We start from the raw sequence: 852 nt of genomic DNA, 5'->3' as shown, positions 1-852 counted from the left end.
GGTACGTTGCCGGGTGGCGGCGATACGGATAATCCGGTGGGTCCGGTTGCCGATTCAAATGCGTTAGATAATACGATTTCAGAGAATGCGGTAATAGGGGATGTGGTTAACCTCACCGGTTTGGCAACGGATCCGGATGGAGATACGGTGACTTACACCTTATCTCAAGATGATATTGATGCGGGTTTATTTGCGATTGATGCCACCACGGGTGTGGTGACGGTGATTGGCAATTTAGATCATGACACGGCGCCGTCTCATTCGATTGATATTATTGCGACGTCCACCGATGGCTCAACCAGTACGGGCACGTTTAACATCACGGTGACGGATGCAGATGGTACGTTGCCGGGTGGCGGCGATACGGATAATCCGGTGGGTCCGGTTGCCGATTCAAATGCGTTAGATAATACGATTTCAGAGAATGCGGTAATAGGGGATGTGGTTAACCTCACCGGTTTGGCGACGGATCCGGATGGAGATGTGGTGAGCTACAGTTTATCTCCGGCGGACATTGCGGCTGGTTTGTTTGCGATTGATGCCACCACGGGTGTGGTGACAGTGATTGGCAATTTAGATCATGATACGGCGCCGTCTCATTCGATTGATATTATTGCGACCTCTACCGATGGCTCAACCAGTACGGGCGCGTTTAACATCACGGTGACGGATGCGGATGGTACGTTGCCGGGTGGCGGCGATACGGATAATCCGGTGGGTCCGGTAACCGATTCAAATGCGTTAGATAATACGATTTCAGAGAATGCGGTAATAGGGGATGTGGTTAACCTCACCGGTTTGGCGACGGATCCGGATGGAGATGTGGTGAGCTACAGTTTATCTCCGGCGGAC

At 51.9% G+C, this 852-nt stretch carries 1 protein-coding gene; it reads left to right on the top strand.

Translation table 11 applies throughout. From position 1 onward, the window contains the following. On the top strand, positions 1-852 hold an 852-nt coding region (locus AACV33_RS03850), incomplete at both ends, for a cadherin repeat domain-containing protein (protein ID WP_182700743.1).

This window comes from Aliivibrio sp. SR45-2 (genome assembly GCF_963890165.1).
Classification (GTDB): domain Bacteria; phylum Pseudomonadota; class Gammaproteobacteria; order Enterobacterales; family Vibrionaceae; genus Aliivibrio; species Aliivibrio salmonicida.
Note: the sequence above shows the minus strand (reverse complement) of the source record. Positions and strands in the feature narration are given on the sequence as shown.